Annotated in this window: 19 protein-coding genes; 12 read left to right on the top strand and 7 right to left on the bottom strand. The window is 34.8% G+C overall.

Translation table 11 applies throughout. From position 1 onward, the window contains the following. The first annotated feature begins 361 nt into the window (after positions 1 to 361). The 5 genes from mnmG to DM397_RS11930 all read left to right on the top strand — a co-directional run bounded on the left by mnmG (position 362) and on the right by DM397_RS11930 (position 7,563). Positions 362 to 2,233: a tRNA uridine-5-carboxymethylaminomethyl(34) synthesis enzyme MnmG gene (gene mnmG, locus DM397_RS11950; protein WP_111377752.1), complete on the top strand. Its 1,872-nt coding sequence runs from the start codon at positions 362 to 364 to the stop codon at positions 2,231 to 2,233. Between the two features lie 436 nt (positions 2,234 to 2,669). Continuing rightward, positions 2,670 to 3,518 (top strand): class I SAM-dependent methyltransferase, encoded by an 849-nt coding sequence (locus DM397_RS11945; protein ID WP_111377751.1) that lies wholly within the window; start codon positions 2,670 to 2,672, stop codon positions 3,516 to 3,518. Between the two features lie 237 nt (positions 3,519 to 3,755). After that, on the top strand, positions 3,756 to 4,340 hold the full coding sequence (locus DM397_RS11940) for an OmpH family outer membrane protein (RefSeq protein WP_066033199.1): 585 nt from the start codon (positions 3,756 to 3,758) through the stop codon (positions 4,338 to 4,340). Between the two features lie 103 nt (positions 4,341 to 4,443). Then, complete coding sequence (locus DM397_RS11935; RefSeq protein WP_111377750.1) at positions 4,444 to 6,723, top strand: helix-turn-helix domain-containing protein; 2,280 nt, start codon at positions 4,444 to 4,446, stop codon at positions 6,721 to 6,723. Positions 6,724 to 6,801: 78 nt separating this feature from the next. After that, positions 6,802 to 7,563 (top strand): hypothetical protein, encoded by a 762-nt coding sequence (locus DM397_RS11930; RefSeq protein ID WP_111377749.1) that lies wholly within the window; start codon positions 6,802 to 6,804, stop codon positions 7,561 to 7,563. Between the two features lie 114 nt (positions 7,564 to 7,677). On the opposite strand, the gene DM397_RS11925 is transcribed toward DM397_RS11930, so the two are convergent. Both DM397_RS11925 and DM397_RS11920 read right to left on the bottom strand, forming a co-directional pair. Continuing rightward, entirely contained in the window at positions 7,678 to 8,115 is a 438-nt protein-coding gene (locus DM397_RS11925) for a hypothetical protein (RefSeq protein WP_111377748.1), read from the bottom strand. Positions 8,116 to 8,236: 121 nt separating this feature from the next. After that, entirely contained in the window at positions 8,237 to 9,208 is a 972-nt protein-coding gene (locus DM397_RS11920; RefSeq protein WP_111377747.1) for an HU domain-containing protein, read from the bottom strand. Positions 9,209 to 9,446: 238 nt separating this feature from the next. Here DM397_RS11920 and dprA point away from each other — a divergent pair, with 238 nt between their 5' ends. Then, on the top strand, positions 9,447 to 10,547 hold the full coding sequence (gene dprA / locus DM397_RS11915; RefSeq protein WP_111377746.1) for a DNA-processing protein DprA: 1,101 nt from the start codon (positions 9,447 to 9,449) through the stop codon (positions 10,545 to 10,547). Positions 10,548 to 10,792: 245 nt separating this feature from the next. On the opposite strand, the gene trpS is transcribed toward dprA, so the two are convergent. After that, entirely contained in the window at positions 10,793 to 11,767 is a 975-nt protein-coding gene (trpS, locus tag DM397_RS11910) for a tryptophan--tRNA ligase (RefSeq protein ID WP_111377745.1), read from the bottom strand. Positions 11,768 to 12,054: 287 nt separating this feature from the next. On the opposite strand from trpS, the gene DM397_RS11905 reads away from it, so the two are divergent. After that, a complete protein-coding gene (locus DM397_RS11905) occupies positions 12,055 to 12,798 on the top strand; it encodes a lysophospholipid acyltransferase family protein (RefSeq protein WP_111377758.1) in 744 nt (247 codons plus the stop codon). A 557-nt stretch (positions 12,799 to 13,355) separates the two neighbouring features. Here the strand turns inward: DM397_RS11905 and recA are convergent. The 4 genes from recA to DM397_RS11880 form a co-directional block, all read right to left on the bottom strand. Then, a complete protein-coding gene (recA, locus tag DM397_RS11900) occupies positions 13,356 to 14,363 on the bottom strand; it encodes a recombinase RecA (protein WP_111377744.1) in 1,008 nt (335 codons plus the stop codon). A 145-nt stretch (positions 14,364 to 14,508) separates the two neighbouring features. Beyond that, a complete protein-coding gene (locus DM397_RS11890) occupies positions 14,509 to 15,018 on the bottom strand; it encodes an acyl-CoA thioesterase (protein WP_111377742.1) in 510 nt (169 codons plus the stop codon). 32 nt (positions 15,019 to 15,050) lie between these two features. Continuing rightward, positions 15,051 to 15,434, bottom strand: coding sequence for a DoxX family protein (locus DM397_RS11885; protein ID WP_111368295.1), 384 nt, complete (start codon positions 15,432 to 15,434; stop codon positions 15,051 to 15,053). A 6-nt stretch (positions 15,435 to 15,440) separates the two neighbouring features. Beyond that, on the bottom strand, positions 15,441 to 16,589 hold the full coding sequence (locus tag DM397_RS11880; RefSeq protein ID WP_111377741.1) for a DNA polymerase III subunit: 1,149 nt from the start codon (positions 16,587 to 16,589) through the stop codon (positions 15,441 to 15,443). A gap of 448 nt (positions 16,590 to 17,037) precedes the next feature. On the opposite strand from DM397_RS11880, the gene DM397_RS11875 reads away from it, so the two are divergent. The 5 genes from DM397_RS11875 (at position 17,038) to DM397_RS11855 (ending at position 25,622) form a co-directional block, all read left to right on the top strand. Next, positions 17,038 to 17,490, top strand: a complete 453-nt coding sequence (locus tag DM397_RS11875) for a hypothetical protein (RefSeq protein WP_008465732.1) — start codon at positions 17,038 to 17,040, stop codon at positions 17,488 to 17,490. Between the two features lie 178 nt (positions 17,491 to 17,668). Then, positions 17,669 to 18,961, top strand: coding sequence for a hypothetical protein (locus DM397_RS11870; RefSeq protein WP_111377740.1), 1,293 nt, complete (start codon positions 17,669 to 17,671; stop codon positions 18,959 to 18,961). A 100-nt stretch (positions 18,962 to 19,061) separates the two neighbouring features. Then, positions 19,062 to 19,472, top strand: a complete 411-nt coding sequence (locus DM397_RS11865) for a hypothetical protein (protein ID WP_239457844.1) — start codon at positions 19,062 to 19,064, stop codon at positions 19,470 to 19,472. Continuing rightward, the gene (sprC, locus tag DM397_RS11860; protein WP_111377738.1) at positions 19,469 to 20,932 is read left to right on the top strand and encodes a gliding motility protein SprC; all 1,464 of its coding nucleotides are present in this window, start codon (positions 19,469 to 19,471) and stop codon (positions 20,930 to 20,932) included. The genes DM397_RS11865 and sprC overlap by 4 nt, the downstream gene beginning before the upstream one ends. A gap of 1 nt (position 20,933) precedes the next feature. Beyond that, positions 20,934 to 25,622 carry a PorP/SprF family type IX secretion system membrane protein gene (locus tag DM397_RS11855; RefSeq protein ID WP_111377737.1) on the top strand — a complete coding sequence of 1,563 codons (4,689 nt, stop codon included), beginning with the start codon at positions 20,934 to 20,936 and terminating at the stop codon, positions 25,620 to 25,622. Positions 25,623 to 25,627 lie beyond the last annotated feature (5 nt).

Here is a 25,627-nt window from a genome sequence, read left to right as displayed (position 1 = left end):
TTCTAGTTTGGAAGTTCTAGTTTGGAAGTTCTAGTTTGGAAGTTCTAGTTTGGAAGTTCTAGTTTGAAAGTTCTAGTTTGAAAGTTCTAGTTTGAAAGTTTTAATTTGAAAGTTTTAATTTGAAAGTTTTAATTTGAAAGTTTTAATTTGAAAGTTCTAATTTGGAAGTTCTATTTGGAAGTTTAAAATGTTTCACGTGAAACATTTTGATTTGAAGATTTTAGTTTAAAGATTCCAGTTTTTTGGAATTTGGAATTTTTAAAATTGAAGATTGAAAAAAATGCGTTCCACGTGGAACAAGAAAAATATAAATGTAATTCTAGAAACCGCGTTAGCGGTTTTTGGAGAATAATAAAACAAAATGTTTTTAGAAGAATACGATGTTATTGTGGTTGGTGCAGGCCATGCTGGTTCTGAAGCTGCGGCTGCGGCTGCAAATTTGGGATCGAAAACTTTATTGGTTACAATGAGTTTGCAAAACATAGCACAGATGTCTTGTAATCCTGCGATGGGAGGAATTGCAAAAGGACAGATCGTTCGTGAAATTGATGCGCTTGGTGGATATTCAGGAATTGTTTCTGATAAGACTGCGATTCAGTTCAAGATGTTGAATAAATCAAAAGGACCTGCAATGTGGTCGCCAAGAGTTCAAAGTGATAGAATGCGTTTCGCTGAAGAATGGAGAATGATGTTGGAGGCAACTCCAAATCTTGATTTTTATCAAGAGATGGTAAAAGGGTTGATAATCGAAGATGGAAAAATAAAAGGAATTAGAACTTCGCTTGGTGTGGAGATTCGTTCCAAATCTGTGGTTTTGACAAATGGTACTTTTTTGAACGGTTTAATTCATATCGGAGAAAAACAATTCGGAGGTGGTAGAGCAGGAGAAAGCGCTGCAACCGGAATTACCGAAGATTTGATCAAAGCAGGTTTTGAAGCTGGAAGAATGAAAACAGGAACGCCACCTCGAGTAGATGGACGTTCTTTGGATTATTCTAAAATGAATGAAGAAAAAGGAGATGCAAAGCCAGCTAAGTTTTCTTATTCAGATGTGACTTCTCCATTAACGCATCAGCGTTCTTGTTACATGACGTACACTTCGTTGAACGTTCATGATATTTTGAGAGAAGGTTTTGATCGTTCTCCAATGTTCAACGGAAGAATTAAAAGTTTAGGACCAAGATACTGTCCATCGATTGAAGATAAAATAAATCGTTTTGCAGATAAAGAGCGTCACCAATTATTTGTTGAGCCAGAAGGATGGAATACTTGCGAAGTTTACGTGAATGGGTTTTCAACATCTCTTCCAGAAGATATCCAGTTCAAAGCGCTTCGTTCGGTAGCAGGTTTTGAAAATGTAAAATTCTTTAGACCTGGTTATGCAATCGAATATGATTTCTTTCCGCCGACACAATTGAAACATACTTTGGAAACGAAGTTAGTTGAAGGTTTATATTTCGCTGGACAGATTAACGGAACAACCGGATATGAAGAAGCAGCTTCTCAAGGTCTGATGGCTGGAATAAATGCACACTTGAAAGTACACGAAAAAGATCCATTGATTTTAAAACGTGATGAAGCGTATATTGGAGTTCTAATTGATGACTTGATTACGAAAGGAACTGAAGAGCCATATCGTATGTTTACATCAAGAGCGGAGTATAGAACTTTGTTGCGTCAGGATAATGCCGATTTCAGATTGACTCCAATGTCATATGAAATTGGTTTAGCTTCTGAAGACCGTTTACGAAGAATGGAAAAGAAATTGAACGAATCTGAAAAGATGGTTCAATTCTTCAAAGAAACTAGTGTGACGATTGCAGAAACAAATCCGATTTTGGAAGCAAAAGAATCTGCACCAATTTCTCAGGGAGATAAAATGTTTAAGATTTTTTCTCGTCCGCAAATTGAATTAGAAGATATGTTGAAATTTGAAAAGGTTGAAGCATATATCAAAGAAAATGATTTGGATGAAGAAATTGTGGAGCAAGCCGTAATTCAGGTAAAATATTCTGGTTATATCGAAAAAGAAAGAAATAATGCAGATAAGTTGAATCGTTTGGAAGAAGTAAAAATTCCAGACAATTTCGATTATAACAAAATTAAATCAATGTCGATTGAGGCAAAACAGAAATTAAGCAAGATTCGTCCTGTAACCATTTCTCAAGCGTCAAGAATTAGCGGAGTATCACCAAGTGATATTTCCGTGCTGTTGATTTATATGGGAAGGTAAAAAAAGTTTGCAGTCTCAGTTTTCAACTTCCAGTTTTTACTGAGACTGAAAACTGAGACTGAAAACTTTTAAGTGTTCCACGTGAAACTATTTTTTGACTTTCTTTTTTAAGAATACAGTATAAATCTAAAATCTAAAGTCAGAAATCTAAAATTTTTGCTGTTCCACGTGAAACGTTTTGCTGAAATAAGAATGATTTTTTCGAAATAATTTGAATTATTAGCCGTTTCAGATGTAAAGAAAAATCAAATTTGAAAAGGATATTATTTTGCAAAGAGATGAATAAATTAAATTTGCAATTGTATTGAATTATCAATTTTGAAGAAATCAAAAAGAGTTTAGAAGAATAAAAGAAAAAACAAAAATCCTAAAAGCGATAAAATTTCGTTTTTAGGATTTGCTATAAATTAAACCCAAATATCTATAAAATTAAAAAATGAACGTTTTAAACAAAAAACACTTTCTTACGGTTAAAGACCATTCTGTTTCAAAAGAAATTTTTGATTTGTATTATGATGAAGAATTAGACATGCTAATTACTTCACCACAACCTGAACTTCAAAATTTGGGTAAATATTACGAAAGCGAAGATTATATTTCGCATACAGATAACAAACGTTCGTTATTTGAAAAAGCATATCATTTTGTAAAAAACATTGCGCTTAAGAATAAATTGAATCTAATCAATAGCCAGCAACCAAAAAAAGGAAAACTTTTGGATATTGGTGCTGGAACTGGAGATTTTCTTTTAACAGCAAAAAATGACGGTTGGGAAACCATTGGAGTAGAACCAAGCGATCGTGCTAAAAATATTGCTAAAGAAAAAGGAATTTCATTTGTAGAAGAAACTAGCGCTTTAGAAAGTAATTCTTTGGATGTAATTACCATGTGGCATGTTTTAGAACACGTTCCAAATTTAGAACATCAGATCCAAGAATTGAAGCGTTTATTAAAACCAACTGGAACATTAATTGTTGCGGTTCCAAATTACAAATCATTCGATGCGGGTCATTATGAAACTTTTTGGGCCGCTTATGACGTGCCAATTCACTTTTGGCATTTTTCTAAAAAATCTATTCAATTGCTATTCGAAAGAGTAGATATGAAATTAGAAAAGATACTTCCAATGAAGTTCGATTCATTTTACGTGAGCCTTTTATCCGAAAAATACAAAACAGGAAAGATGAATTACATCAAAGCATTTTTCATTGGATTAAAATCAAATTTAAAAGCGAAAAACACAAAAGAGTATTCATCGCATATTTACGTTTTGAAAAACAAATAAATTACAAAAAGCATCTAAAGCCATTTTGCCCCTAAAAGACAAGATGGCTTTTTTAGTTGATATAAAACAAGACAAAAAGTAACTAAAATATTGCGATAACATTGGTTTATGGCTATATTTTTTTCTATAAATAAAAACAATATCATAAATTTTGCGCATTTTTTAAACTTTATGTTGATGCTATTGATTTTTTTATATTTTTGTCTTCAATACTTAAAAAAATAGAATTTAAAAAAAATGAAAAAAGCATTAGTTATTATCGCACTTTCAGTTTTCGCAGTTTCTTGTAACAAAACAGCAGAGGTAAAGGAAGTAAAAACAGCTTACGTGGATACTTCGGTTTTGATGAAAGAATACACTGAGGCAAAAGATTTAGAGGCAAAGTACAAAGCTCAAGCGGAAGAAAAAGGTAGACAATTACAAGCTGAGATTTCACGTTTTAAACAAGACGCCGCTAATTTTCAAAGTCAAGCGCAAGCAAATGGTCAGGCTTGGGCACAGCAAAGAGGTGCTGAATTGCAAAAAAGAGAGCAGCAATTAGGTTATGCACAACAAGCATTAGCTCAACAGTTACAACAAGAAAGTGGTGTTGAGATGGATTCTCTTGTTAGTGGAGTTAAAAAATTCATTAAAGATTACGGAAAGAAAAACGGTTACTCTTACATCTACGGAACAGGAGATGCTGCAACAATTTTGTATGCTGAAGAGAAATACGATATCACAAAAGAAATTATCAAAGCTTTAAATGATAAATACAAAGCAGAGCCAAAAGCAGATGCAAAACCAGCAGCTGAAACAAAAGAAGGCGAAGCAAAAAAATAAAAAACTACCAAACTAACTAAATTACTGAAAACCTAAATCCACTAAGATTTAGGTTTTTTCTTTTTATAAAAATGCGGTAATTTTATTATTTAATACAAGCCCAATGCAGAACGTTTCAGAAGCGGCAGCTTATACTTTGCAATTCATTAATCAGACTCAGAAATCTATTTTCCTTACGGGGAAAGCAGGTACTGGAAAAACTACGCTTTTACGCGAGATTATCGCGACAACGCATAAAAATACTGTGGTCGTTGCACCTACGGGAATTGCAGCTTTGAATGCTGGTGGTGTCACAATCCATTCCATGTTTCAACTTCCGTTTGCTGCATTTATTCCGTCGTACGAAGGAAGTGCTCAATTTACCGAAACGGTGAAGTTTGAAAACAAAGAATCATTGCGACGTCATTTCAAAATGAATAACATCAAGCGAAATGTAATCAAAAACATGGAACTTCTTGTGATTGATGAAGTGAGTATGATGCGTGCCGATTTGCTAGACGCGGTCGATTTCATGATGCAGACTGTTCGAAGAAATACACAGCCCTTTGGAGGAGTCCAGGTTTTGTTTATTGGCGACTTACTTCAATTGCCGCCGGTTATTCGTGATGAAGAATGGCGAACGCTGAAAAACTACTACCGCGGGAAATTCTTTTTTCATTCTCATGTTCTCCAAACGTATCCGCCAATTTACATTGAATTGTCAAAGATCTATCGCCAGACCGATGATGCTTTTATCTCGGTCTTGAATAATTTGCGAAACAATCAAATCACGCCAGAAGACATAGCTATTCTAAATCAGTATGTTAAGCCAGATTTTGACTTCAAAGAGAACAAAGGATATATCACGCTGACAACCCATAATGCCAAGGCTGATTCTATCAACTCACAGTCAATCAGTGATTTAGACGGTAAAGAATACGTTTATACGCCATTTGTGGTGGGTGATTTTCCTGAAAAAATATTTCCTGTCGAGGAAGAACTAAAATTAAAAGTTGGCGCGCAAATCATGTTCGTCAAAAATGACTTGTCTTTTGAAAAGAGATATTTCAACGGAAAGATGGGAGTTATCAAATCGCTTTCAGATGAAGAAATCTTTGTTCACTTTCCAGAAGAGAACATGACACTCGAAGTGGAAAAGTACGAATGGAAAAATATCCGTTACAAAGTCAATGAACAGACGAAAGAAATAGAAGAAGAGGTTTTGGGAACTTTTGCACATTATCCGATCAAGCTGGCATGGGCAATTACAGTGCACAAAAGTCAAGGTTTAACTTTTGACAAAGCAGCGCTCGATGTATCGCAAGTTTTTCTGCCTGGGCAGGCCTATGTAGCACTTTCGCGTTTGCGTTCGTTAAACGGGCTTATTTTACTTTCTCCGATGCAGATGAATGGTATTTCCAACGACCAAGATGTGATGGACTATGCTTTGAACAGAGCAACGGAAGAAACTTTGGAGAAAGCACTTCACTTCGAAACTAAAAATTTTATTCATAACTATTTGATAAACAGTTTTAATTGGGGAGAGTTGGCGCAAGAATGGCGAAATCATCGTTTCAGTTATAACGAAAATGCGGCGGGTTCCGAAAAATCGAAACACGCAGTTTGGGCTCACAAACGAATGGAAATTATGGAGCAGCTTTTAGATCCTTCGCAGAAATTCATTTCGCAGCTCAATAAAATTTTCATCAAAGAAACGGTTGATTTGTTTTTTGTGAAAGAAAGGGTAGATGCGGCCTACGATTATTTTTTCAAAGCGATGGACAAATTGGTGGATGATTTGATTTATAAAATGGCTGAAATTCAAAAATTTAAAAAAGTAAAAGAGTTCTACGAAGAGCTTAACTTTTTGGAAGATCTTCAGACCAAAGCGGTTTTGAGATTGATGAAAGCCAAGTTATTGATCGAAGTGGTTGTTGCCGGTGAAGAAATCAGTAAAGAAAAGCTTTCGTCGCCAAATATTAAAAATTATAAAATCAACAAAGCAGATAGGATTAGAGAAGAGCTGAAAACGACAAATACAGACATTTTTAGAACAGAAGAGCCCGTTGTTCGATACAAATCAGCTAAGACAGAGAAAAGTGAGCTTAAAACGGCTAAAAAAACGACAGTCGAGGAAACGTACGATTTGTGGATGGATAAAAATTCGGTTGAAGATATTGCGAGAATGCGTAAATTAAACGTTCAAACTATCGAAGGCCATTTGATAAGACTTATTCAGTCGAAGAAAATCGAAATTACCGATGTTCTGCCGTATGATAAAATTTTGGCCTTGCGAGAAGCTTTTCAGTTTTATCAAGAAGTATCTTTGAGCGGTTTGAAAGAAAAGCATGGTGATGAATTTACTTGGGACGAATTGAAAATGTTCAAAGCGAGCATCAATTAATTTTTGGAGCGTCCTACGTGAAACACTGTTTTCTGTATTTCAAAAACCTAATTTCTAACGTATTAAATTATTTTTGACATGAAAACATTTAAAATATTACTAACAATTTTGGTGTTTAATTCTTCATTTTTGATTGCTCAGGATTTGAAACCGGAATATCAAAAGTTCATTTCGAAATTTATTTTGGAAGTGAAAAACAGCGATAAAGAAGCAATTGCAAAGCGAATAAAATTTCCGTTCAAGAGAGAATATCCAATTCCATCAGTGAAAGATAAAGCAGATTTTGTAAAAAGATATAATCAAATTTTTGATAAAGTTTTGATTGAAAAAATAGCAAAATCTGATCCTGCAAAAGATTGGTCAGAAGTGGGGTGGCGTGGGATTATGCTCAATCAAGGTGACTTGTGGATTGATACCGATGGAAGAATTATTAGTATCAATCATCAATCTGATGAAGAATTGAAAATGAAAAATTCGTTGATTGCTGCACAGAAGAAAAATGTAAATGTTTCAATTTCAAATTTTAAAGAACCTGTTGCTATTCTCGAAACTTCAAAATTCAGAATAAGAATTGATGATTTAGGAAATAACAATTATCGTTATGTTTCTTGGGGAATCAAAAATAAAATGACGGATACTCCAGATCTTGTAATAGAGAAGGGAGTTTTTGTCGCAGATGGAACAGGAGGGAATCATCATTACGAATTCAAAAAGGGTAATTTTAAGTATGAATGCCATTTTACTGTTTTGGGCGAAAAAAATTCGGCGCCTGCGGCGTTATTAGTATATCAGTCCGGAAAAGAAATTTTATCTCAAGATGCAAAAATTGTTTCACGATAAACATTGGAAAGAAGCTGTTTTGAAAAGGTCTTTTTTACAAGATATGCCATAGAAATATATAAATATTTCGCTTCTTCGAAGCTTAAAAAAGAATCTGTTCTTTTGAAACAGTTTTTATATTGCTGACATTGCTTTTTCTAGCTCTTTTTCTTGTGTAATCTGAGTTAGTTTCAATTTCTGAATATTGACCTCATTTTCTTTGGTTTTAATTTTCTGTTTTTGAATTTCTTCATCAGAAATTGAAGATGTGGTTATTTTGTTCTCAATTTTTTGATTGGCAAGTTCCAATTTGCTGATTTTTTCTTTTGTCGAATTCAAATTGCTTTCAGCTTTAGAAAGAATTTTTCTTTTGCTTTCTAATTCTTTTTGTTCTTTTTTCAGCTGATCGAGTTTATCATCAAGCTTTTTATAATTCTCTTTTAAATTTTTTTGGGTTTGAAGTTCAGTTTTCTGTCGCTCCAATTCTTGTGCAGTGTTTGAAATTTGTTGAGCAAAAAAAGATTGTGAACTTAGTAATAGTAAGAAAACTAATGTTTTATAAAGTTTGTCCATAATGTTTATTTTTTGAGGCTAATTTATCTGAAGAAATTTTCAATGATTGCCAGTCAAATTTTTTTAAATAACAGAATAGGACAAAAAAAATCCCGTTCTTTCGAAACGGGAATTTTTTGATTTATAGATTTTCGACTAGGATCCAGGCTTGAGGATTTTCGCCTTTTTGTATTTCTTTTTGAGCTTGTTCAGCTTCTTTCATTGTAGCATAGCTTCCATACAAAACAGGAAATAAACCATGTTTGTTTTCTTTCAGCATTCTTGCTTTGTAACCATCTTTAATTAGTTGGTTATAAGCTTTTTTTGCATTTGCTTCACTTCTGAAAGCACCAGCCATAATGTGATAAGGCATTGTTGTTTCAACAGTTTCAACTTTAGCAGAATCTACAGAAAGTGTTACAGCTGGAAGCGGACTTTTGATAAAGAAAGTAGCCTCTTGAATTTTGTTCTGTACTTTTTTCTGAACAGCTTGTTCTACAACAAGTGTTTGATTATCAATTTGATTTTGATATAATGGGTAACCAATGCTTCCTGTAATGCCAAGTCCTAAAACAAGAATGGCTGCATAACGCAAGAACGGATTTGAAGATTTGGTTTCCTCTTCGTTTTCGTATAATAAAACAGCATCTTTTTCTTTTGCTGCAATTTTTTCGATTTTTTTCTCGAATGCCTCTTTTTTCACCATCGGAGAAACAAAAGGGCTCAATCCAAACGAAGTAGATAGAAAATTGGTCTGATCGTTTGGTTTGAAAATAATATTGCTTTCAGAATTTAAACGCAGTTCTCCAATGTTCTTTAAAAGAATTACACCTTCTTCTTCCAATGTTTTTTTCCAGTTCAAAACCTCAAAAGCAATTGCGCTAACTGCAAAACCATAAGATGTTTTTTCAGCTTGTGCAATATGATTTGCCAACAATCCGTCATTATTTTTGATACGGCTGTTGAAAGAAATGGTTTTTTTGGGAGGAAAAAACGAATTAGTGCTTTCATTTAGCTGCGCCGAATGAGTTTCGGTTAAAAATGCACCAAATCCTGGAACCGTTACACACTGATAACGATACAATAACTGTGAGATATATACTTCGATTTTCATATTAACAAAGTTAGCCAACGCGTATAGTTATCAAAATTTTATTCACAATTTTTATTAACAATTCAGGATTATTTTTAGACAATTCGTTTTCAGGATATTAACTTTTTGGTTTTTGAGCTGAAGTAAGGCACTTCAAAAATATTTTATTGTTTTATTAGGAAATTACTTTGTTTTATTGATATTTGCGCTTCAAAAAAAGTAGATTTAATTTTTCTATTTTACATAATGTTAAAATCAAATGACAGATCAGGAATTATTTAGTTTGCTTGCCTTATTGAAGGTTGATGGAGTGGGAGATATAATGGGCAAAAAATTACTTAATTCGTTTGGTGATGCTACAGCTATTTTTAAAGCTAAAAGTTCTCAATTAGCTGCAGTTGACGGAATTGGATCTGTTTTATTAAAAAATCTTAAAGATAAAAGTGTTTTCGAGAAAGCAGATAGAGAGCTTTCGTTTATAAAAAACAATAATATTCAGGTCTCTTTTTTTCAGGACGAAAATTATCCAGAACGTCTCAAGCATTGTATTGATGCACCAATTTTGATTTTTACTGCGGGGAATTTGGATTTCAAAAACAAGAAAATAATTAGTATTGTTGGCACAAGACAAATTACCTCTTACGGAACTGATTTTTGTAGAAAGTTAATTGAAGATTTGGCTCCGTTAGATCCTGTAATTGTAAGCGGTTTTGCGTACGGAGTTGATATTGTAGCGCATCAAGCCGCAATGGATTTTAGTTTGCAAACTGTTGGTGTTTTGGCTCATGGCTTAAATCAAATTTATCCGAGAACTCATAAAAAGTACATGGCCAGAATGGAAGAAAACGGCGGATTTATTACAGAATTTTGGAGCGATTCGAATCCTGATAAAGAGAAGTTTGTCCGTCGAAACCGCATTGTGGCTGGAATGACAGAGGCTACAATTGTTATTGAATCTGCCGATAGAGGAGGATCTTTAATTACAGCAAATATGGCCAACGAGTACAATCGAGATGTCTTCGCTGTGCCTGGTAGAGTGACGGACAAATACAGTCAGGGTTGTAATAACTTAATTAAAACACAAAAAGCCAATGTGTTGACAAGTGCAGCAGATTTAATTTATATGCTGAATTGGGATATTAAAGAAAAACCAAAAAACATTCAGAAACTGCTTTTTGTGGAGTTGGAACCTGAAGAACAAAAGGTTTACGATTTCCTTCAAAAGAATGGAAAGGAATTATTAGACATCATTGCAATTGAATGTGAAATTCCAATTTTTAAACTCTCTGGAATTCTGATTGGTATGGAATTAAAAGGCGTTATAAGACCACTTCCTGGAAAACTTTTTGAATCAATTTAACGCAGAAAATCTTATATATTATATTGAAAAAAATTGTGTAATCTGTATAAAACTTAAATCAGCAAGGGTTCAAAAAGTATATTTAGAATTTGAAATACTTAATGACGAAATATTATAATCCTCAATATACTTGTCTATCTTTTTTAGTTTTAAGAGTTTAATATATTTGAAGTTAGAATATATTATAAAAAAAACGCTGACCAGTTTTAGAATGATCAGCGTTTCTATAAAGAGTTTGTTTTAAATTATTTCTGAAATCCTAAAACTTCCCTAACTTTTGCTAAAACACCATCAGCAATTACAGAAGCTTTTGCAGCGCCTTTTTTCAATAAAGCATCTACTTCTTCAAGGTTGTTGATGTAGTAATTGTATTTTTCTCTTTCTGTTTTAAATTTCTCAGTAATTAACTCAAATAAAGCTTGTTTCGCGTGACCATAACCGTAATTTCCGCCTAAATAGTTTGCTCTCATTTGTGCAGTCTGTTCCTCATTTGCTAACAATGAATAAATAGCAAAAGCATTACAAGTATCTGGGTTTTTTGGAGCTTCTAGAGGTGTTGAATCTGTTTCAATGCTCATTACTTGTTTACGTAATGTTTTGTCATCCAAGAAAATATTGATGATATTGTTGGCAGACTTACTCATTTTTCCTCCGTTTGTTCCTGGAATCAGCATGATGTTTTCCTGAATTTTTGCTTCAGGAAGTACAAAAGTTTCGCCCATTTGGTGATTGAAACGAGCTGCAACATCGCGAGTAATTTCTAAATGCTGCAATTGATCTTTTCCAACAGGAACAAATTCAGCATCATACAACAGAATATCAGCCGCCATTAACATTGGGTACGTGAAAAGTCCAGCGTTAACATCGTCTAAACGATCTGCTTTATCTTTGAAAGAATGCGCTAAAGTCAATCTTTGAAAGGGAAAAAAACAGCTTAAATACCAGGTCAATTCAGTAGTTTGAACCACATCAGATTGTCTGTAAAACGTCACTTTTTCAGGATTTAAACCACAAGCAAGCCAAGCTGCGGCAGTGCTATAAGTGTTTTCTCTTAAAGTTTTTCCGTCTTTAATCTGAGTGATTGAATGTAAATCAGCAATAAACAAATAAGATTCATTTGTTGGATCGTTTGATAATTCGATTGCCGGGATAATTGCGCCTAATAAATTTCCTAAATGCGGTGTTCCTGTACTTTGAACACCAGTAAGTATTTTTGCCATTCTAGTTTTTTCTTAGACGCAAAGTTCGTGAAGTTTTTTATAACCGCAAAGCACGCAAAGATTTTACGCAAAGCACGCAAAGATTTTTTACTATGTTTTTTCCAAGATTTAAATGTTCTGCCACAGATTAAAAAGATTTTCGCAGATTTTTAAATCTATTTAATCATTTAAATCTGTGGCTAAGAACTTGCGGTCTTTGCGTAAAATCTTTGTGTGCTTTGCGGTTGAATTATTCACATCATAAATTGTTGCTAATTATTCATTTCTGTTTTCTTACTTTTGAAGCTATGAAAATATTTAAAATTGCTTTTTGGATTCTTTGGAGAGTTTGGTTTTACGTTTTGATGGCTATTCCAATACTCATTATGTTCCCTTTTCTGGTCGTTTCTATCCTTTCTGAGAAAGGATATCCATATTTCTTTAAAATGGCTCGCATTTGGGCAAGATTTATCCTTTTTGGAATGGGTTTTTATTATACCGTAAAACGCGAACAGAAGCTCATTAAGGGAAAAAGTTACATGATTGTGGCCAATCATACCTCTATGACCGATATTATGCTTATGTTGGTCTTGATTAAGAATCCGTTTGTTTTTGTTGGAAAAAAAGAATTAGTGAAGATTCCGCTTTTTGGTTTTTTCTACAAACGAACTTGTATTTTGGTTGACAGGAGTTCTTCTAAAAGTAAAAATGAAGTTTTCAAAAGAGCCCAGAATCGTCTAAACCAAGGTTTGAGCATTTGCATTTTTCCTGAGGGTGGAGTTCCAGATGATGAAAGTATTTTGCTGGACGAGTTTAAAGATGGCGCATTCAGATTGGCGATAGATCACCAGATTCCGATTGTACCCATTGTTTTTCCTGACAACAAAGAACGCTTTTCATATACATTTATGAGCGGAAGTCCTGGAAAAATGCGAGTAAAAATTCTGCCATTTGTAGAAACAAAGGGTTTGACAAGCGATCATAGAAAGGAATTGAAAGAACAAGTTAGAACTTTAATTTACAATAGTTTGATTGATTTTGAAAAATCATAAACAAACCAACATTATGTAAAATAGAAAAAGCCGGTTAGATTAACGATCTACCGGCTTTCCTTTGAATTAAAAACCCCTATTTTTATTCAAAAGTTATTATCTGTGAATTATCTTTTCTGAAATAAAACGTAATACTTTCTTCAACTTCAATTTGGTTTTTCTTCGGTTTTTATTGTACAACAATTCTATTTTTTCTTTCATAATCAAAAATATTAATGGTTGATAATAAAGAGTTTGGTTAATGACTCAAGTTAATTTCACACTAATATAGATAAAGAAAAGTTTAAAAGGTTGCGTCGAAATTGAAAAAAAATGATTTAAACCCGTCAGTTTTAATAAACTAACGGGTTTTTACTCAAATAACCAATCAACGTAAATTCTAAAAAAAAACCGAAATTGATATATGGCAGTATCAATTACAAACTGCTTTTTAATATAGATGAAAGTTTAGTAAAAAGGTTGCGTGAAAATTTCAATTTTAATTTAAAATAAAAAAAGCCAAGTGATTTTTGTGTAATCACTCGGCTTTTAAAGAGTCTTTTTTTTAGACTTATTTTTTAGGCATTGGCCAATTCTTTCATGTGTTCTTTAATTTTGATTTCCAGTTCTTCAGCAAGTTCAGGATTATCTTTAATTAAAGTTTTAACAGCGTCACGTCCTTGTCCTAATTTTGTATCGCCGTAGCTAAACCAAGACCCTGCTTTTTTTACGATGTCAAATTCAACAGCTAAATCTAAGATTTCTCCAGTTTTAGAAACTCCTTCTCCGTACATAATATCGAATTCGGCAGTTTTAAATGGTGGTGCTACTTTGTTTTTAACAATTTTAACTTTAGTTCTGTTACCAATTACATTTTCACCGTCTTTAATTTGAGCAGAACGACGAATATCTAAACGAACAGAAGCGTAAAATTTCAGTGCGTTACCTCCAGTTGTAGTTTCCGGATTTCCGAACATAACACCAATTTTTTCACGAAGCTGGTTGATAAAGAAAACTGTACAATTTGTTTTGCTGATAGTTCCAGTAAGTTTTCTTAAAGCTTGAGACATCAAACGTGCGTGAAGACCCATTTTTGAATCACCCATTTCACCTTCGATTTCACTTTTTGGAGTTAAAGCCGCAACAGAGTCAATTACAACGATGTCTATAGCTCCAGAACGAATTAGGTTTTCAGCAATTTCTAAAGCTTGCTCTCCGTTGTCTGGCTGAGAAATGATTAAGTTCTCAATATCAACATTTAATTTCTCTGCATAGTTTCTATCAAAAGCATGCTCTGCATCGATAAAAGCGGCGATACCACCAGCTTTTTGAGCTTCTGCAATTGCGTGAAGTGTTAAAGTTGTTTTTCCAGAAGATTCTGGACCATATATTTCTATAATTCTTCCTTTTGGATATCCGTTTACTCCAAGAGCTAAGTCTACACCTAGTGAGCCAGAAGAAATCGTTTCTACTTCTACAATGGCTCTGTCGCCCATTTTCATTACGGTTCCTTTTCCGTAGGTTTTGTCAAGTTTATCAAGCGTTAATTGTAGCGCTTTTAATTTGGCTTCTTTCTCTGAACTCATTTTTTTCTAAATGTCTTAAATTATTATTTTGTCTTGCTGGATAAAAATAAGAAAATTCTGCCATATTTTTATTAGTCAGTTTTATAATTTGTAAAATTACTTCTTTTTTTGAAGTTTGATTGTTCCAAATTGTCACAAAATCGTTCTATACAAACAAAGCCTTTAATTCTGTTGCATCTGTTGGTTTTATCTTACCAGCAAGTAATAAACTCAGTTGTTTACGACGAAGTGCTGCTTCAAATCGCTGAATTTCCAATTCGGTTTCTGGTACAATTGCCGGAACTTCAACAGGTCTTCCAGTATCATCTACGGCAACGAAAGTATAAATGGCTTCGTTGGCTTTGGTTCTGTTTCCAGATTCGCGGTCTTCTACCCATACGTCAATAAAAACTTCCATCGAACTTTTGAATGATCTTGAAACTTTTGCCTCTACGGTTACAACGCTTCCAAGCGAAATAGCTCTATTAAAAGCAACGTGATTTACAGATGCCGTTACTACAATTCGGCGCGAATGTCTGCGTGCCGCAATACTTGCCGCGCGATCCATTCTGGCTAACAATTCGCCACCAAATAGATTGTTTAAAGGATTTGTTTCGCTCGGTAAAACTAAATCAGTTAAAATAGTTAGGGATTCTGAAGGATGTTTTGGATTCATTTTTTTAATCTAAAATTTAAAAATTGTACTGGTTAATTTAACCAATAAACAGCCATTACAGCTGGTATAAAATATATAACAATGGTTCTCGCACCATCGTAATCTTTTGCAAGTCTTTGTCCGAAAAGCATCATTAGCAAACAGATACAAGAAAAGATAGCTCCATAAAAACCAAATTCTCTGCCATTATTTGTAAACAATTGTATTCCGCCCACAACACATAAAATTCCTGAAATCAATTCTAAAATCAATAAATGCATAAGAGCAAGCGGAACTTGATTTTTTAAAGGCGTTTTGGCAAAGTGTTCTTTAAGCCAGGTAACATTGTCTTTCCAGTAAAAAATTTTTTCGTAACCGGATTGTAGAAAAGTTAAAGCTAGAAAAGCCAAAAGTAAAATTGAGGCAACATTGTTCATTTTGAATTATTTTTTATGAATTAAACGAGTCAATTTGATCGATAAATCGGTAAGGATTATTTTTGCATTTCCGTTTCTTTCAATGTGATACATCGCATCAGAAAGTTCTTTGAATATTTCGTGTATATTATTTCCGTTTACGAAAGGCGCAAAATTTTCCAACTTAAACTTATCTACTTTTGGTTCTATATAAACCAAGTCTTGAGCCTGATAATTTAGCATAAGAGCTTGTCGGAACATTTCGATGCAGTATTGGATAAATTTTTTCTGGCTTTCGCGTCCCAATGCAGCAATCTGCTCACTCCAAGAAATTAAGTCCTGAATGGCAGCAGCATTTCCTTTTGCTCTAAAAGCAGCACGAACCCAATTGACAAACCATTGTTCAAACGGAAGATCGTCATCGTCTTCTTTTAATAAATGCAATGCTTTATTAAAATTCCCTTGTGCCTGATGTGCAATTTTTTTAGCTAAACCTGCGTCTATGTTTTCTTGGCGAACCAAAGCATCGGCAATAACTTTTTCCGGCAGTCCGTTAAAATGAATTACCTGGCATCGCGAACGTATGGTTTGGATAATATCTTCTTCGTTTTCGGAAATCAGGATAAACATCGTTTTGTCTGATGGTTCTTCCAAAAGTTTCAGAAGTTTATTAGAAGCAGCGATGTTCATTTTATCGGCCATCCAGATAATCATGATTTTATATCCGCCTTCGTAAGATTTTAGCGAAAGCGATTTTAAAACTTCCTGTGCATCTTCTACACGAATTTCTCCTTGCTTATTTTGAACACCGAGAATTTTATACCAATCGAACAAACCTCCGTAAGGCATTTCTTGAATGAAACTGCGCCAATCCTGAATAAAATCTAAACTTTTTGGTTTTGTTTTTACATCTTCGGTGGTAACGGTTGGGTATATAAAATGCAGATCAGGATGAGAAATGTGATCAAACTTTAGATTGCATGAATCATTTCCGTTTGAATTTTCATCGCCAGTATTGCTGCACAAAATGTATTGGGCATAAGCAATGGCAGTTATTAATGTGCCGCTTCCTTCTGGGCCAACGAATAATTGGGCATGAGGGATTCTACCAGAAGCAGCACTTTTTATCAAGTGGCTTTTGATGTAATCTTGACCTAAAATTTGAGAAAATTGCATGGCGCAAAGATAGAAGAAAATGTGTAGTCAAAAATTTTAAGAAGTAAGATTATTTATTCGTTCTAATTTTCAAATTTAGATTTGAAGTTTACGAGTGATTTTTTGATTTTTTTTTGGAATACTTTCGATAGAATTTTGTTAATAAATATGCTCAAGTTAGTAAATATCAAGATGTTTTTGTTAATATTTTTTTTCAAAAACCGATAAACGTATGTTTTTTTTGGGTATTTATTGAGTCAATTTTAAGTTTTTTATAGTTAATCTCTTACGATTTTTTAATTAACATTTTTAACAAAATGCACGTTAAAACGCACATTTTCTCGACATAACGCTGGTTTTTAAGGTTTTTTTAAGGAAATTTTTTGAAAAAAAAATTCATTACAGTTGTAATTTAAGTTAATTTATATATTTTTGTTTTTATCAACAACCAATTATAAAATAAGAATCTATGAAAGGGAAAATTATTCTATTTAGTGCTTTTTTTATCTTAACTACTGCGGCTGTTTCAGCACAAGCTAAAAACGCACCGAGAAGTATTATCAGTACAACTGCTCTTATCAGAAAATACCATGATCAAAAAGAATTAAGTGGTATGCAAAAAGGAGAACTTTTGGAATTATACATCGAGCGTATCAAAGTATTAGTTAAAACTCTCCCTTACATTGCTTTGGTTACAAAACCTGGAGTTACTATGGCTGACCTTGGTATTCCAGACGATAACGAACACAAAAAAGTATTAGATGCTCAGGCAGTAGGTACATCAACATTCTTGGATACAACTGTAGAATTCCAAAGAAAAATGATGCCTTACTCTGATAAAGGAAATCTAATTGCGGCAATTTTGTTCTACGAAAGTACATTGAAATCATTACACGAGTTCAACGATTTGAATGAAATGTAATAAAGCATTTTTTTAAAATCTTTTTTGGAAAGTCTAAGTGAATACCAGCTTTGACATTCTAGAAAAACAAAATAAAAAAAACTCACTCTCAAGGGTTCTGAGATATCAGAAAACTCGAGAGGAGTTTTTACATATACGCATACCCAAATTTATTATTAACCGTAATACCCCCCTTATCATGAAAAAAATTACTCAATTGATCTGCGTTCTTTTGACAGTTGCGAGTATGAATGCTCAACAAGAGAAAGGAATTATGGGCTACACCAATTGGTTAAACAACTGGACTGAGTTTAAGCCTAACAAAGTTGATTATGGAGAAGCAAACCAAATTTTGGCAGGAAACATTTCTGTTAATACCAAATTGCTGAAAAGAAATATCTACGTTTTACAAGGAAACGTTTATGTTACAAACAATGCTGTTTTAACTATTGAACCAGGAACTGTAATTATCGGTGATTTCGAAACAAAAGGAACATTGGTAATCACAAAAGGTGCACAATTAGTGGCTGATGGTTTAGAAACAGATCCAATTGTATTTACTTCAAACCGCAGCATGAAAAAAGCGGGAGACTGGGGAGGAATCGTAATCCTTGGAGATGCCCCAATTAACAAATTTGGAAATGTAGGTTCTTATAACCTAGACCTTGATCCTACAATGACTACTTACGGTGGAGACAATGTAGCTTCAAACTCTGGAATTTTAAGATTCGTTAGAATCGAGTTTGCAGGTAAAAAAGTTAAAGGAGCAGATACTTTCAATGCTTTGACTTTGGCTGGTCTTGGTAACAAAACAATTTTAGAAAATATTATGATTAGCTACGCAGGAGGAGATTCTTTCGGAATCTTGGGTGGTGACATAAATGCTACAAAATTCGTTTCTTATAAATCAGTTAATGATGACTTTAAATTCTCTCAAGGAGTTCAATGTCGTTTCTTCAACTCTTTAGCAGTTAGATCTTCTTACTTCTCAAGTACAAAAGATGGATCTCGTTGTATGGAGGTAAGATCTTATGAGAAGAAAAGTGAAACAGATTTCACTAAAAAACAAACTTTAGTTGTTGCTAGCAATATTACAATGGTTAATGACAGTGAAAACATTAACGCTGACATTCAAGCAGGTTTAGTAAAAGAGGCTGTATATGTAGCTGAAAATGCTTCTCTTGAAATGAAAAGAAGTGTAATCTCTGGATTCAACCCTGCAGTATTATTAGACAGCAAAACTGAAATCAATGATGCTAATCTTAAAAAAATCAAATTTGAGGAAATGTATTTCAACTTATGTAAAGGAAACATCTTTACTGAATACAATTCAAACAACGAAGATTTAGAGAGTTGGTATGGAAACAGTGTTTTCTTTAACGTTTACTCACAAAGCGACAACAAAGAAACTTTCATTGACATCTTCAATCCTAAAAAACCAGATTTCAGATTACAATTAGGAAAAATCACAGCTTCTAGCGGTAATAGATAAATAGTTTCGATTTTTATTTCCCACGCGTAAATTTTATTAATTAAGTCCCCAGACACAATTTATGTATCGTCTTACGGGCCTAAATAAAGATCAAGACATAATGGTATCTACGAAAAAATATTTTATATATATAATATTTTTGGTTTCGCCTATATCGTTAACTCTATATGCACAGAATACAGCAGAAAATCCTACTAAGGCTGCTGTTTCTGGGTGTGGTTTAACTTTGGCTAATAACAACCAAAACAACAATAATATTGCTGTTATAGAGAACGGCAAATCAAGTAATTTAAATCAGTCTATAGTAGGGATGTCCACCCCCAAGGATGGCCTTACTATAGCGGCTGAGTCAAATACTGTATCTAGCGATTGTGATCAGAACTCAGCACTTGCAGCAACTTCAATTCTTGCAAAAGAAGTAATTGAAAACTACAAGTATGATTTCTCTGAAACAGTTATAGATATCCTGTTTTTTGAGCGTATAGATCTAGCAAGAACACGCACTATATGATTCAAAAAATTACTTTATCTTTTTTTAAAGTTTTACTATTATTCAGCATAATCTTCTTTACTGGATCGAGTACTTATGCGCAGTCATCAATATCTCCACAACAATTACCTTTTAAAGATATTTGTGCCGGAGATATTGTTGATGGTGCTAAATTCAATGAATATTCGGCAACTTTTTCGTATTTAAATTTTGCTTCAGATATTACTTTTTCTGTTCAATTGTCTGATGAATTTGGTAGTTTTACCAATCCAACATCTACTACTACCCTTGGTGTTATTCAATTATCAAGTACCGAACAAACAATTAAATTCGCAATTCCTACGACATTAAAAGGTTCTAATGCTTACAGTTTAAGAATAGTAAGCAGTAATGGAGTTAATAGTCCTAGAGCACAAAACTTTTCTGGGTCATACTCTTTTTCAGCCTATTATAAAGACTATGTATCTTCTTTTTTAATAAATCAAAATAGAAATACTGCTGCTTTCTGTGCCGGAGGCAGTTTTACTTTATCAGTCGATAATCTTACTCCTGAAGTAGCAGAATCATCACCTGCAAACTATCCGAATATTAAATATAAATGGTATAAGGATGACGTTCAAATTTCAGGACAGAATTCGTCTTCTTTAACAGTAAATTCAGCGGGTGTTTATTTTGCAGAACTTGATTATGGCGAATGTTCGAATGTCAATTTTAGTTCAAATAGAGTAACGGTTTCTTCATCATCTTCGGGTTCTGGAGTTACAATAAACTCATCTTTAGGAAACCCATTTTGTGCTAGTGGTTCAGGAACAGTTTTAACGGCAACTTCAGGAAATAGTTATCAATGGAAGAAAGATGGTAATCTAATTGCAGGAGCAACAAATCGTACGTATTCTACAAACGAATCTGGAGTTTATTCTGTTGATGTTGATTTTGGAGGTTGTAATGCCACAGGATCAATTAATCTTCAGAGCAATAGTTTCAATGCAAGCATTGATGCTGAGGATGGGTACAAGTTAAGCGAAGGTGAGACTGTCACTGTAACTATTACCACAGACGCTACTGCTCCAACTTATGAATGGTATCTAAACAATAATTTAATTGCTAATGCAACGTCAAGTTCTTATGTTGTAGCTGTAAAAGGTAATTATAAAGCAAAAGTTTCTCAAGCATCTGGCTGTATTTCTAGCAAAGAATTTTCATTTAGAATAAATGGTGAGTCTGGCCCATCAAGTGTTATTCCAAACATCATCAAATTAAGTGGAATGAATCCTTATTGGAATATTCCGGATGAATATAAAAATGCAAATACAAAGGTGATGATCATTAGTTCAAACGGCGATAAAGTTTTGGATGTAGTGAATTACCAAGGCGATTGGCCTCAAAACAATGTAGATTTTAAGAATGTAAATCCCGTTTATTACTATGTCATTCAAGGCGATGCAGGTGAAAAAAAAGGATCGATAACTGTTATAAAATAATATGAAGAAACTTTTACTATTCATCACGTTATTTTACGGTTTATCAAATGTACTCTATTCTCAAGAAGCTTCTGAGGATGGAGTTGTTTCGTTTTCATTACCCATTAGAAATTCTTTAAAGTTTAATAGATATTTAATTAACCCAACATTCAGTTTTGTTAGGGAATCTAACCCGTACGCAAGTTTCTATAATAAAAGACAATGGGTGCAGTTTGATAATGCTCCACAGACTTATTTGGCTAATTATTCTGGACGATTTAGAGAGAATGAAGCATTTGCTGTAGGTTTATTTCAACAGAATTACGGATTGATGACTGTTTTTGGTGGAGTTGCCAATTTTGCTCACAACATAGCTTTACAAGAGGATAGTAATTTGACTTTTGGATTAAATGTTGGAATCTATCAAAGTGGTATCAATACAGGAAAAATTATATCAGATGATACTACTATTTTGACCGGAGATTTTCCAAAAAGTACATTATTGACAGTAAATCCTGGAATTAACTACGGTACAGAATTTTTAGATTTCGGATTAGCAATTAACAATTTAGTGCTTTACAATTTCGGATCCGGAATGGTAAAAGAAGATCCAGAAAGAGCCATTCAATTGCATGCAATGTATACTGGATATATTGACAGTTATGGTTTTTTTGATAGAAGTAAATTCTCTGGAATTGTTAGAACAGAAATCAAAAAAGATAAAACAGTTATTTCTGGTTTAGGAATGCTTACACTTCAACAAGGAGTTTGGGCGCAGGCTGGATATAATACATTATATGGTGTTTCTGCAGGTCTCGGATTTAACATTACTCCGAGTATTGCTATTGAATATAATTATGAAAGAGGAATGGGCAATTTCTCTAATTTGGGTGGTTCTCATGAATTTGCTATTGCTTACAAATTCAAAAATAGAAATTACTATTATGGAGATGATGATGAAGGTTCATTGATTGACCCTTCAAAACCAAAATCTGTGCCGGCAAAACCACAATCGGAAGCTACTCAGGTAAACAGAGCAGAGATTGCTGAAAAGAATAGATTGGCCGCAGAAGCCAAAGCGAAAGCCGATGCTGAAGCAAAACAAGCAAGATTAGCAGCTGCCGAAAAAGTTAAGGCAGATGCAGAGGCTAAAGCGAAGGCCAAATTAGAAGCAGATAATAAAGCAAAAGCAGATGCCGAAGCAGCAGCAAAAGCAAAACTAGAAGCAGACAATAAAGCTAAAGCAGATGCCGAGGCTGTTAAAATAAGGTTAGCTGCAGAAGCAAAAGCAAAAGCAGATGCCGCAGCCGCAGCAAGAGCACAAGTTGCAGCAGCAAACAAAGCAGTAGCTGAGACACAAAAAACACAAGCACAACTAGCAGCTGATAAAGCTAGAGCAGATGCTGAAGAGCGCAGAATAAAACTGACTGCTGATAATAAAGCAAGAGTTGACGCTGCAGCTGCAGCAAGAGCGAAAGCCGCAGCAAATAAATCTGGAGAAGTTGCACAAAAAACACCAGAACAGTTAGCAGCAGATAAAGCACAGGCAGATGCAGAAGCTTTAAAAATAAAATTAGCTGCTGATGCTAAAGCTAAAGCCGATGCAGAAGCTTTACAAGCAAAAGTTGCCTCAGCAGATAAAGCCAAAGCCGATGCAGAAGCGGCAAAAGCAAAAGCGGCCGCAGCAAATGCAGCAGCACCAACACAACAAAAAACAGCTGCACAGCTTGCAATAGAAAGAGCACGAGCAAATTCAGAAGCTGCAGCAAAAATGAGATTAGCTGCTGCTGAAAAAGTTAAAGCCGACGCTGAAGCAGCAAGACAAGCAAGATTAGCCGCTGCGGAAAAAGCAAAAGCTGATGCAGAAGCTGCAAGATTAAAATTAATTGCAGACAATAAAGCAAAAGCAGATGCTACTGAAGCAAAACGTAAAGCAGATGCTAAAGCCAAAGCAGAGGCCGCAGATATGCAGTCAATATTGGCAGCCGATGCAAAAGCCAAAGCAGATTCAGATGCATTGCAAGCAAGATTAGCAGCTGAAGCAAAAGCTAAGACTGCAGCCGAAGCTAAAACAAAAGCATCAATTGATGCTGCTAACAAAGCTAAATTGACGGCAGATGTAAAAGCAAAAGCAGCAGAAGAAGCCGCACTTAAAGAAAAATTAGCAGCTGACGCAAAAGCAAAAGCAGATGCTGAAGCAAGACAAGCAATTATAGCGGCTGAATTAAAAGCAAAAGCTGACGCTGAAGCATTGAAAATAAAACAAGCAGAAGAAGCGAGACAAGCACAATTAGCTGCAGAAGCAAAAGCGAAAGCTGATGCAGAAGCGCTTCAAGCTAAACTGGTAGCAGATGCAAAAGCGAAAGCCGACGCAGAAGCTGCTGCAAAAGCAAAATTGATTGCTGATGAAAAGGCAAAAGCAGACGCGGAAGCTGAAAAAGTTAGATTGGCGGCAGAAGCTAAAGCGAAAGCTGATGCAGAAGCAGAACAAGCAAGATTAGCAGCCGACGCAAAAGCAAAAGCAGATATGGAGGCTTTACAAGCTAAACTAATTGCCGATGCAAGAGTAAAAGCAGATGCAGAAGCTACAGCAAAAGCAAAAGCCGAAGCTGAAGCAAAAAAATTACAAGAGGAGGAAGATGCACGTCAGGCAAAATTAGCAGCCGACGCAAAAGCAAAAGCTGATGCAGAAGCATTGAAAGCAAAACAAGCAGCTGAAGCTAAAGCGAAAGCTGATGCAGAAGCAGAACAAGCAAGATTAGCAGCGGAAGCAAAAGCGAAAGCCGATGCAGAAGCATTAAAAGTTAGACAAGCTGCTGAAGAAAAAGCTAGAGTAGAAGAAGAAGCTCGTCAAGCGAAATTGGCAGCAGAAGCAAAAGCTAAAGCCGATGCAGAAGCAGAACAAGCAAGATTAGCAGCGGAAGCAAAAGCGAAAGCCGACGCAGAAGCATTAAAAGTTAGACAGGCTGCAGAAGAAAAAGCTAGAGTAGAAGAAGAGGCACGCCAAGCGAAATTAGCAGCAGATGCTAAGGCTAAAGCAGATGCAGAAGCACTTCAAGCGAAACTTGCAGCAGATGCTAAAGCGAAAGCTGATATGGAAGCTTTACAAGCAAAATTATTAGCTGATGCAAAAGTAAAAGCCGATGCTGAAGCTACAGCCAAAGCCAAAGCAGAAGCAGAAGCTAAAAAATTGCAGGAAGAGGAAGATGCTCGCCAAGCTAAGTTAGCGGCTGACGCCAAAGCAAAAGCAGATGCTGAAGCTTTAAAAGCAAAACAAGCCGCTGAAGAAAAAGCGAGATTGGATGAAGAAGCTCGTCAAGCGAAATTGGCAGCCGATGCCAAAGCAAAAGCAGATGCTGAAGCACTTCAAGCGAAACTTGCTGCAGACGCCAAAGCAAAAGCAGACGCTGAAGCATTAAAAGTGAAACAGGCTGAAGAGGAAAAAGCTAGAGTAGAAGAAGAAGCTCGTCAAGCGAAATTGGCAGCTGATGCTAAAGCGAAAGCCGATGCTGAAGCACTTCAAGCGAAATTGGCAGCTGATGCCAAAGCAAAAGCAGATGCTGAAGCACTTCAAGCAAAACTTGCTGCAGATGCTAAGGCTAAAGCAGATGCTGAAGCACTTCAAGCGAAACTTGCAGCAGATGCTAAAGCAAAAGCGGATATGGTAGCTGAACAAGCTAGACTTTTAGCAGAAGCCAAAGCCAAAGCCGATGCTGAAGCTACAGAGAAGTTAAAAGCCGAAGAAGAAACAAGACGCTTGAGAGAAGAAGAGGAACGCCAAGCAAAATTAGCAGCTGAAAAAGCAAAAGCAGATGCAGAGGCAGCCGCATTAGCAGCTAAAGCGAAAGATGATACTGGAAAAGCTATTGAAAGCTTGACTAAATCTGTTGAAGGAACAAGTAACATTCAAACAGATTTATTAAATCAGTTTAAGGCAACGGTTGCAAATAAGCAAAAAGACTTGAATGATTTAAAAGAAGAGAATGATTTAAGTGAGAAGGGTATTTATAGAGAGCCAAAACCATTTAAGAGTGTGGCGGCAGAAAATAGCCAGATTGAGGCATTAAAAGTTCAGATTGCTGATGCAAACAACAGTATGAAGAATGAGATTGCAAAACTGACTAATCTTTATAACGAAAGACTTAAAAAGTTCCCTAAAGATGATCCTTTGAATAAAGCATATCTTGAAAAGATTAATGAGTTGAAAGCGGCTCAGTTAAAAATGGAAAGAGAGGGAGCAGCGTTGATTGCCGATTTAGAGCGTATCAAAACAGAGACTGAAATTGAGCGTAAACGTAGAATTAAACGTGCCGCTTATGAGAATGATGAAGGAAGATATGCGCAGGACGTTGCAGCTCTTAAGAGAATAAAAGAAACAACAAAACTGAGCAGCGCACCATTAAAAGCAAATGATTTTGATTTTGGTGAAGAGCAGTCAAATATGCAAATTATCAAGAACATTAAAAACTCTGATAATGGCTATTATTTAATTGTTGCAGTTCACAATAGTGTAGAGAAACGCGATGAGTTCTTAACAAAAGCAGTGGCTGCAGGACGTTCAGATATTAATTTCTTTTATAATGTAGCTACAAGTAAGTACTATATCTATTATGAGAAATACGACGGTTTACAAGAGGCAACAAAAGCACTAGATGCAAAAGGTAGTAAACCATACAATGGTAAAATGGCCATCGTAAAAGTGGAGAATTAGTAAAA

It is taken from the genome of Flavobacterium nitrogenifigens, from assembly GCF_003254565.1.
Lineage (GTDB): Bacteria > Bacteroidota > Bacteroidia > Flavobacteriales > Flavobacteriaceae > Flavobacterium > Flavobacterium nitrogenifigens.
The sequence above is the reverse complement of the archived record's forward strand: the minus strand, read 5'-3'. Positions and strand labels throughout refer to the sequence as shown.